Below are 8,403 nucleotides of genomic sequence, written 5' to 3'. Positions count from 1 at the left end.
CGAGCCGCCCAACGGCTGGATCAAGAGCGTGCTGGGGTTGCGCCAATTCAGTATGAGGGGCCTGCACCGGGTACGCGCCGAATTCAAGCTCGTGTGCCTGGCCCTCAATCTGCGCCGGATGTGTTCAATGCAAAGCGGCTGAGGGCAACAACCAGCAAAAAATGCCCGCACCTGCCCCGCAGCAGGGCTCAAGGAGCCGCCCCAGCGCGGTCGTGCCGCGCCAAAACCATGATCGACTGCCACGGTAGCAACGAAAACAGCAAATTACCAAGCTCATCGAGCCTCAAATCCTTCTGCCGCGCAGACTCCTAGCGCCTTTTATCGGCACGGCACGTACGGGTTATGGACGCCCATGGGGAATAATCAACAGCTTCATTGCTCCCGCCACCGACAAGCCACACAAGACCATGCACTTCACCTCCCAGCGCCTTCCTGCCCCTTACCTTGCGCTGAACTGCCCCAGCCTCAGCGCGCCGTGAGCGACAGCCGTCTGAGCGGCCGGGACCTGGCCGCCGCGCTCATCGTGGTCGTGATCTGGGGACTGAATTTTGTCGTCATGAAATTTGCCCTGCGCGACTTCACGCCCTTTCAGTTGGGCACGGCCCGCTATGTGTTGGCCGTGCTGCCCTTGGTGCTGTTGATCCGGCCGCCCAAGATTCACTGGCAATGGGTGGTGCTCTATGGTCTGTGTCAGGGCGTCGGGCAGTTCGGCTTCCTGTTCATAGCCCTCAAGGTGGGCATGACGGCGGCACTGGCCTCGGTGCTGATGCAGACCCAGGTCTTTTTTACCGCGCTGTTCGGCTTTGCGCTGCTGCACGAGCGGGCCAGCCGGCCGCTACAGGCCGGCCTGCTGCTCGCTGCGCTGGGCTTGTTGTGCTTTGCACTCAACTATGCGAGCCCGGGCGCCGCCGACAGCCACACCACCACGCTGCTGGGCTTTGTGCTGATGCTGGGCGCTGCCGCCATGTGGGCCCTGTCCAACATCGTGGCGCGGCGCGTGCAGCGCGTGGCCGCGGACTACTCGGCGCCGGCCTTTGTGGTCTGGAGCAGCCTGGTGGCAATACTGCCCTTCGCCGCGCTGTCCTGGCTGTTCGACCCCGAAGCGGTACGCTGGCAATGGACGCAGGCCCGCGGCTCCAGCTGGCTGGCCGTGGCCTACCTGGGCTGGGTGGCCACCATCGTCGGTTACAGCCTGTGGACCAGCCTGCTCAAACGCCACCCCGCCAATCGCGTCGCGCCCTTCAGCCTGGGCGTGCCCATCGTCGGGCTGGCCACCGGCATGCTGGTGCTGGGTGAAGCCATCACGCCCTGGCAGTGGGGCGGAATTACGCTGGTCGTCGCCGCGCTGGCCTGCGTGATGCTGGGCGGGATGCTGCAACGCCGCTGACTTGATGGCGCCGTCTCCTCATTCCAGTTCGACTTCAATGCGAGAGTAGGCGCACCGCCGCAGACAGTGCTGCAGCACGGCAAGGCGGAGTAACGACCTATCGCGCTGAAGTCGAAATGGAATCAATCAATATGCGGCCGCAGCGCGCCGGGTATGCGCGGCCGCTGCAGTCCGTCCTCGGCCAGCCAATGCCGGGTAGCTTTCTCGGCGCGCTCCATCAGCTCACTGGCACGCGAGAAGTCATAAGCCGATGCCGCCAGCGGGCACAGCGGCGGCACCGTCAGCACCTCGAAGCGGTCCGCCAGCAATTCCAGGTCCTGCACCAGCTGATGCGCAATCAGCATGTTCAGCGCATGCAGCGCACTGGCGATGGCGTTGGCCGGCGGCGCGCTCAGGGCGCAGGCATAGCCGGTAGGCAGCACGATCAGCCGACTCGCGCCCAGCGCAACCGCCGTCGTCACCGGCGTGTTGCAGGCAATCGCGCCGTCTATCAGATAGTCATTGCCTACCCGTACCGCTGGAAAAATCGCCGGGATGGCACAGCTGGCCAAAATGGCGTCCACGGCCGGGCCGGAGGACAGGCAAACGGTGTTGCCGTGCAATTGCTCGGTGGCCACCACATGCAGCGGCAGCGCCGCCTGCTCCAGCAGCTCGAAGGGCAGATACCGCGCGATCAGTTGGCGCAGCCCGCTCGAATCGACCAGCGAGGGCGAGCGCGAGAACAGGCCGGCAATGCGGCCAAAGCTCATGGGGAAAATGGTGCTGCGCTTGAGCTCGCACCAGAGTTGCGCCAGTTGTTGGACACCGGTCAGGGTCGGGTTGCCGGCGAAATAGGCGCAATTGATGGCGCCTACCGAAGCGCCCACCACGAAATCGGGCCGTACACCGTGTTCAAGCAGCGCCTGCAGCATGCCGACCTGAATCGCGCCGAAACTGCCGCCGCCGGCAAACACAAAAGCGGTCTTGCCACTGGGCTGGGTATCCATCTGCGCCTCCGTGCTGCCGCCACTGCGTGCGGCAGATCATGCATCTTACTGCTGCACGGGGCGGGGCGTCATGGCGCCGTCTTCAGGCTACCTGGGCCGTGTGCGTCGCCTGCGCCCCGTTCGCCCGGCCGAAGAAAAGCGCCAGCAGGTCCAGCGCATGGCGCACCTTGGCCGGCTGTTCGCCGCGCCTGGGCGTCACCGCGTAGACAGGCAGATCGTCCAGCTTCCAGCCCGGCAGCACCGGCAACAGGCGCCCGTCGGTCAGCGCCCGACGGTCGTCCTCGCTCACCACCACGCTGATGCCCCAGCCCGCCACACACAGGGCATGCAAGGCCGTCACCTGCGAGGCCTGCACCCGCCCCTCCAGCCGCAGCGTCTCGCGCTCACCGGCGGGGTTGTGCAGTTCCAGCATTTCGGCCCCGGTACTGCCGGGTTTGCCACCCAGCCAGTCGTGTTGCAACAGGTCTTGCGGCTGCGCCGGCCAGCCACGCTCGGCCAGATAGGCCGGCGAGGCGCACAACTGCCGCGCCAGGCTGCCCAGCTTGCGCGCCACCAGGGTGGAGTCGGCCAGCGCCCCGACGCGTAGCGCGATATCCACCCGTGCGTCTATCAAATCAATCACCGTGTCGTCCAGCAGCAGTTGCAGCCGGAGCTTGGGGTAGCGCCGCAGCGGCGCCAGCGCATGGGCCAGCAGACCGCCAAAGCCCATGGGTGCGGCCAGCCGCAACTCGCCCTCGGGCTCGTCGCGCAGACGGGCCAGCGCCTGCTCGGCCGAGCGCGCCGCCGCCACCATGGCGGCGCAACCGGCGTGGTAGCGCTCGCCGGCCTCGGTCAGGCTGAGCCGCCGCGTCGAGCGGTGTAGCAGTGCCAGCCCTAGGGTCTGCTCCAGCTGGCGCAAATGCTGGCTGACGGCCGAGGGCGTCATGCTCAACTGGCGCGCCGCCCCGCTCAATGAGCCGGCCGCCACGACCTCGGCAAAAATCGCCATGCGTCTGAGTTGGTCCATAAATGCAAGGATGATTAGTTAGCTGTACTTCACAGTATTAGCGAAATACACCGACTACTCAAGGGCTTGTGAAGTCATCAAACTAGAGGCTTCTTTCACCCCCAGGAGATTGCCATGAAGATCGCACTGATAGGCGCCACCGGTTTTGTTGGCTCGGCCATCCTTCCCGAATTACTCAGCCGTGGCCACCAGGTCACCGTGCTGGCCCGTACCCCCGCCAAACTGGCACCGCAAACCGGCCTGACGGTGGTGCAGGCGGACGTGCTAGACACTGCCCAGGTGGCCCAAGCCGTGGCCGGCCACGACGCGGTGATCAGCGCCTACAACCCGGGCTGGAGTGAGCCGAAAATTCACGACCTGTTTTTGCAGGGCAGCCAGGCCATCACCGCCGGCACCAAAGCCGCAGGGGTCAAACGCCTGCTGGTGGTCGGCGGCGCGGGCAGCCTGTATGTGGCGCCCGGTCTGCAGTTGGTCGACACGCCAGAGTTTCCGGCCGCCTATAAACAGGGCGCGCTGGCGGCACGCGAGGCGCTGAATCAACTCAAGGGCGAAAGCACGCTGGACTGGAGTTTTGTCTCGCCACCGATCGGCCTGGCACCGGGCGAACGCAGCGGCCAGTACCGTCTAGGCGGCGACGACTTGCTGCCGGGCCAGGGCGACCAGCCGGCCGGCATCTCGGTGGCCGACCTGGCCGTGGCCATCGTCGACGAGATCGAGCAACCGCGCCATCTGCAGCGCCGCTTTACCGTGGCAAATTAAAGCAAAATCGGTATCTAGCCCAATGAATATGGGCGCAAACAGCTACTGAATCAATAGCAAATCAGCGCGCATCCGGCCCCATCCGGCTGTTCACCAGCGCCACCCAGTAGGCCGCGCCCAGGGCCAAGGCCTCGTCGTTGAAGTCGTAATGCGGGTTGTGTAGCGGGGTGGAGCTGTCCTGGTCCACGCCCAGCCAGATGTAGGCGCCCGGTTTGTTGTTGAGCATGAAGGCGAAGTCTTCCGAGGCCATGGACGGCGTGCAGTCGCGCTGCACTTGGTCGGGGCCCACGGTAGCCGTGGCGGCCGCTATGGCCATGTCGGTTTCGGCCACCGTGTTGATGGTGGCCGGGTAGGCGTAGTGGTAGCTGACGCTGGCCGTGGCGCCGTGCGTCTTGGCCGTGCCCTCGCTGAGCTCGGTCAGCAGCGCATGGATGCGGCGCTGGGTTTCTATCGAAAAGCAGCGCACCGTGCCGCGTATGACCGTGCTGTCGGGCAGCACATTCCAGGCTTCGCCGCCGTGGATCTGCGTCACGCTGACCACCGCGGTTTCCTGCGGCGCCAGGCGGCGGCTGACGATGGTCTGCAGGGCCACCACCAGATGGCTGGCGCAGACCAGCGAGTCAATGCTTTTCTCGGGCATGGCGGCATGGCCACCCGAACCCTGGATCTGGATTTCGAAGGTGTCGAACGAGGCCATCATGGGGCCGTGGTTGATGGCAAAGCGCCCCAGCGGCAGGCCTGGCCAGTTGTGCATGCCAAACACCGCGTCGCAGGGAAAACGCTCGAACAGGCCGTCTTCCACCATGACGCGGCCGCCGCCGGCCGCTTCCTCGGCCGGTTGAAAAATGAAGTGCACCGTGCCCTGCCAGTCGCTGTGCTGGCTCAGCGCCACCGCCGCGCCCAGCAGCATCGCCGTGTGGCCGTCGTGGCCGCAGGCGTGCATCTTGCCCTCATGCTGCGATTTGTGGGCGAACTGGTTTTTTTCGACCAGCGGCAGCGCGTCCATGTCGGCGCGCAAACCAATGCTGGGGCCGGTGCCCCGGCTCAGGCTACCGACCACGCCGGTCCGGCCAACGCCTTCCTGCACGGCGATGCCATTGGCGCGCAGCACCGAGGCAACCAGCTGGGCGGTGGAAATTTCCTCGAAGGCCATTTCCGGGCAGGCATGCAGGGTGTGCCGCCACTTAGTCATGTCGGCGATCAGGGCTTCATTAATGGACATGGCAAACCTTTGCAGAGGAAAGAGATGGGATGCGGAAACTCAGTGCCGGAAAAACTGCGCAATCAGCGTCGCACCCAGAAAGGTGCCGGCGTTGGCGGCAAACGACACCACCACGATGCGCCAGCCCAGGCGGCGAAAGGCCGGGATGTCTTTGGCAATCGACAGGCCGGCGAAGGTCAGCATCGGCGTGATCAGCGCCAGGAAGTTGATTTTTCCGGTCAGCGTGACGACTTGCGCGGCCCAGGGGCAGATTGGCGAGGTCAGCGCCATGGCGACCAGCGAGACCCAGCAGACGGCCGGAATCTTGCGGCCGGTGGCGCGGTTCAGCAGCACGCCGACAACCACAGCACCAATCACGATGGCCAGGCCGGGCAGCGATTCCAGCGGCTGGCTGCCACGGGCCAGCCAGTCGGCCGTCAGCGCCATCGCGCCCGACACAATCCAGGCAAAGGCCGTGCCGACCGCACCCAGGCGCTCATCGGCCTGCGCGGCTTGCTCCACCTTGGCTTCTTCCTGCGGCGCGTTGGCGCGCGTGCGGCCCAGCACCGGCTCCAGCACGCGGTAGGCCCAGACCGCCAGCGGCAGCGAGATGAAGAGCGTGAAGTAAGTGCCTATGGTGGTGGTGATCAGATTGCTGGCGGCGGCGAAGGTCATCACCTCCTTGGCCACTTCAGGGCTTTGCTGAGCCGCAATGGCGCCGGCGGCGGCCGCCATCATGCTGCCCGAACCGACGCCAGAGCCCATGGCCAGGGCGATCGGGTCAAAAATGCCCAGGCTGGTGATAAAGCCCGCCAAAATCGCAATGAAGACGGCGCCAAACACGGTGCCGGTCAGGTATTCGGCCAGCACGCCGCGGCCTTCGGGCGAGTCCATGCCGTATTTTTCGCCAATGATGGCCAGGCTGGGCTCGCGGCCGACGGAGAAGGTCGCGCCTATCGCCTCGCGCTTGATGCCCAGCAGCAGCGCCAGCGGCAGGCCAATCACGATGGTGCCGACAAAATGGCCAAACTCCTGGAATATCAGCGCCCAGCCCGATTCCGCCAGCTTGGGCAGCGAGGAGCCGACCAGCAGCCCCAGCTTGGCCACGAACAGCAGCAGCGCGGGCTGCAAAATAGCCGCCGCGCTGAACTGCATGCCGGTGTCAACCCGCAGCGAGGCGGGCAGGCGGTCTTTCGCCAGGCCCCAGGCCGCCCCCAGCAGCAGCGCCCAGATCATGGGCAGCAGCACCACCTTGCCCGGCCCCACGCTGAAGGCGACGGAGCCAATCAGCTCGGCGATCAGCAGAATGACGGCGGCAAAAAAATACAGCTTCGCGAAGCGAAAGCCCTCGTTGCCGCTCGTCGTGAGGGCGATGCGTTGTTCCATGGAGTCTCCAATTAGCTTGTTATGTGGTGCCCTGAATAGCGAGCGGCGGGCTTTTGCGCCCCGCATCATCCGTGGATTCCGTCCTATGATCAATATCACCCATCCGCAAAATTCGTTCTGATTTTCAGAACACTGGAACCCCGCCATGCACGACAACATCCGCGACGCACGCATCGTCTTCCTGTTCGAGTCGGTGCAGCGCGGCACCATGCGGGCGGCCGCCGACGCGCTCAATGTTGCGCCGTCCGCCGTGACAAGGCAAATCGGCCTGCTGGAGCAGGAGCTGGCGATACCGCTGATCGAGCGCCATACCCGCGGCGTCACGCCGACCGAGGCCGGCAAGCTGCTGCTGGCGTATTTCCGCGAGCAGCGCGCGCACCAGGAAGACCTGTTGTCGCAGCTCGAAGAGATACGCGGGCTGCGCCGCGGCACAGTGCGCATTGCGCTGGGCGAGGGCTTTGTCTCCGACCTGATGGCCGGGCCGCTGAGCCGCTTTGCCCGCGACTACCCGGCCATGTCGGTCGCCCTGGACGTGGGCGGCACCAATGAGGTGATGCGCCAGGTGGTCGAGGACGAGGCTGACATCGGCCTGGTGTTCAGCCCGCCGCCCGACCTGAAGCTGGTCTCTCGCACCATCAGCAAGCAGCCCCTCAAGGCCATTGTCGGGCCCGACTTCCCCCTGCGGGGCCAGGCCGGGCCGTTCAGGATGGCCGACTTCCTGCCCTATCCGCTGGCGCTCAACCATGTCACCTACGGCATGCGCCAGGTGCTGCAGCTGGCGGAAGAGGCCGAGAAAATCCGGCTCAGCCCCAGCCTGACGACCAACTCCTTTTACATCCTGCGGCAGTTCGTGAAGCTGCAGCTGGGCGTGACCTTTCTGCCCGAGTTCGTGGTCAGCAGCGAGCTGGCGGCCGGCGAGCTGTTCGCCCTGCCGGTGCGGCAAAGCATCCTGGAAAACGCGGAGGCCCATCTGATCACGCGGACCGGCCGCAAGCTCTCGTTTGGCGCCAACAAGATGCTGCAGTACATGGCGTCCGGCCTGTCTTCACTGCGCTAGGCGCTGGCCTTGGCTTGGCTTGGCTTGGCTTGGCTTGGCTTGGCTTGGAAGCCTTGGGTGATCTCAATTCACTATGAAAAATGGCTTTAGGCCAATCAGGGCCTACGTAAGAAGCTACTTATTTGATAGCGGTTTGGTTTTTTTGAACCTGCTGGCCGGGGTAGCCCGGCGGCTACTCACTTTCTTTTGCTTCAGCGAAGCAAAAGAAAGTTACTGGCCGCCGGGCCACTCCCGGCCAGCGGTACTAAGCAAAATCAGCCACCAGCCCAATATCCACTTGCGCCAGAAGCTACCAAAAAAGTAGCAATTCAAAGATCGGCATAGGGGGCCTCCATTCTTGGAGGCACCCCTGCCACACCACCCGGCATGCGGGTCCGCACCGGGCGGTTCGAGCGCTTGAGGTCAGGACAGTCTTGGCACCCCCAGCCCATTGAAGTACGCAATCGTCAGCACGATCTTGATGACCCCATTGCTGTTGCGCCACCAACGGTGGCAGTTTCCCGCCACCTGCTTGGCAACGTCTTCGCTGGCACCCATCGCCTTAAGCCCCCGGTAAATCGTCCTCGGCCGCTTCCAATGCCACAGCTGGATCGCCCTCAGGCGGTGGCGCAACCATTTTTC

At 64.8% G+C, this 8,403-nt stretch carries 8 protein-coding genes and 1 pseudogene; 4 read left to right on the top strand and 5 right to left on the bottom strand.

The genetic code is table 11. The features are described 5' to 3' along the window. Both BM160_RS21835 and BM160_RS21830 read left to right on the top strand, forming a co-directional pair. Positions 1 to 142, top strand: a 142-nt coding sequence (locus tag BM160_RS21835) for a transposase (RefSeq protein ID WP_177219110.1), incomplete at its 5' end; no start/stop codon positions are given. A 333-nt stretch (positions 143 to 475) separates the two neighbouring features. After that, complete coding sequence (locus BM160_RS21830) at positions 476 to 1,387, top strand: EamA family transporter (protein ID WP_255369044.1); 912 nt, start codon at positions 476 to 478, stop codon at positions 1,385 to 1,387. 122 nt (positions 1,388 to 1,509) lie between these two features. Here BM160_RS21830 and BM160_RS21825 read toward each other — a convergent pair whose 3' ends face one another. Then, positions 1,510 to 2,373 (bottom strand): patatin-like phospholipase family protein, encoded by an 864-nt coding sequence (locus BM160_RS21825; RefSeq protein ID WP_092008248.1) that lies wholly within the window; start codon positions 2,371 to 2,373, stop codon positions 1,510 to 1,512. A gap of 82 nt (positions 2,374 to 2,455) precedes the next feature. After that, a complete protein-coding gene (locus tag BM160_RS21820; protein ID WP_092008247.1) occupies positions 2,456 to 3,379 on the bottom strand; it encodes a LysR family transcriptional regulator in 924 nt (307 codons plus the stop codon). A 114-nt stretch (positions 3,380 to 3,493) separates the two neighbouring features. Between BM160_RS21820 and BM160_RS21815 the strand changes: the two genes are divergently transcribed. After that, the gene (locus BM160_RS21815) at positions 3,494 to 4,138 is read left to right on the top strand and encodes an NAD(P)-dependent oxidoreductase (protein ID WP_092008246.1); all 645 of its coding nucleotides are present in this window, start codon (positions 3,494 to 3,496) and stop codon (positions 4,136 to 4,138) included. Positions 4,139 to 4,199: 61 nt separating this feature from the next. Here the strand turns inward: BM160_RS21815 and BM160_RS21810 are convergent, their stop codons facing one another. Beyond that, positions 4,200 to 5,360 carry a M20 aminoacylase family protein gene (locus tag BM160_RS21810; RefSeq protein WP_092008245.1) on the bottom strand — a complete coding sequence of 387 codons (1,161 nt, stop codon included), beginning with the start codon at positions 5,358 to 5,360 and terminating at the stop codon, positions 4,200 to 4,202. A gap of 39 nt (positions 5,361 to 5,399) precedes the next feature. Beyond that, positions 5,400 to 6,725 carry a DUF3100 domain-containing protein gene (locus tag BM160_RS21805; RefSeq protein ID WP_092008244.1) on the bottom strand — a complete coding sequence of 442 codons (1,326 nt, stop codon included), beginning with the start codon at positions 6,723 to 6,725 and terminating at the stop codon, positions 5,400 to 5,402. Positions 6,726 to 6,870: 145 nt separating this feature from the next. On the opposite strand from BM160_RS21805, the gene BM160_RS21800 reads away from it, so the two are divergent. Next, positions 6,871 to 7,782, top strand: a complete 912-nt coding sequence (locus tag BM160_RS21800; RefSeq protein ID WP_092008243.1) for a LysR family transcriptional regulator — start codon at positions 6,871 to 6,873, stop codon at positions 7,780 to 7,782. A 402-nt stretch (positions 7,783 to 8,184) separates the two neighbouring features. Here the strand turns inward: BM160_RS21800 and BM160_RS21795 are convergent. Further along, positions 8,185 to 8,403: pseudogene (locus tag BM160_RS21795) on the bottom strand (group II intron reverse transcriptase/maturase); the annotation flags it as partial.

Source organism: Polaromonas sp. OV174, from assembly GCF_900112285.1.
In the GTDB taxonomy this organism is placed as follows: domain Bacteria; phylum Pseudomonadota; class Gammaproteobacteria; order Burkholderiales; family Burkholderiaceae_C; genus Polaromonas.
This window is presented reverse-complemented; position numbering and strand designations above follow the sequence as displayed.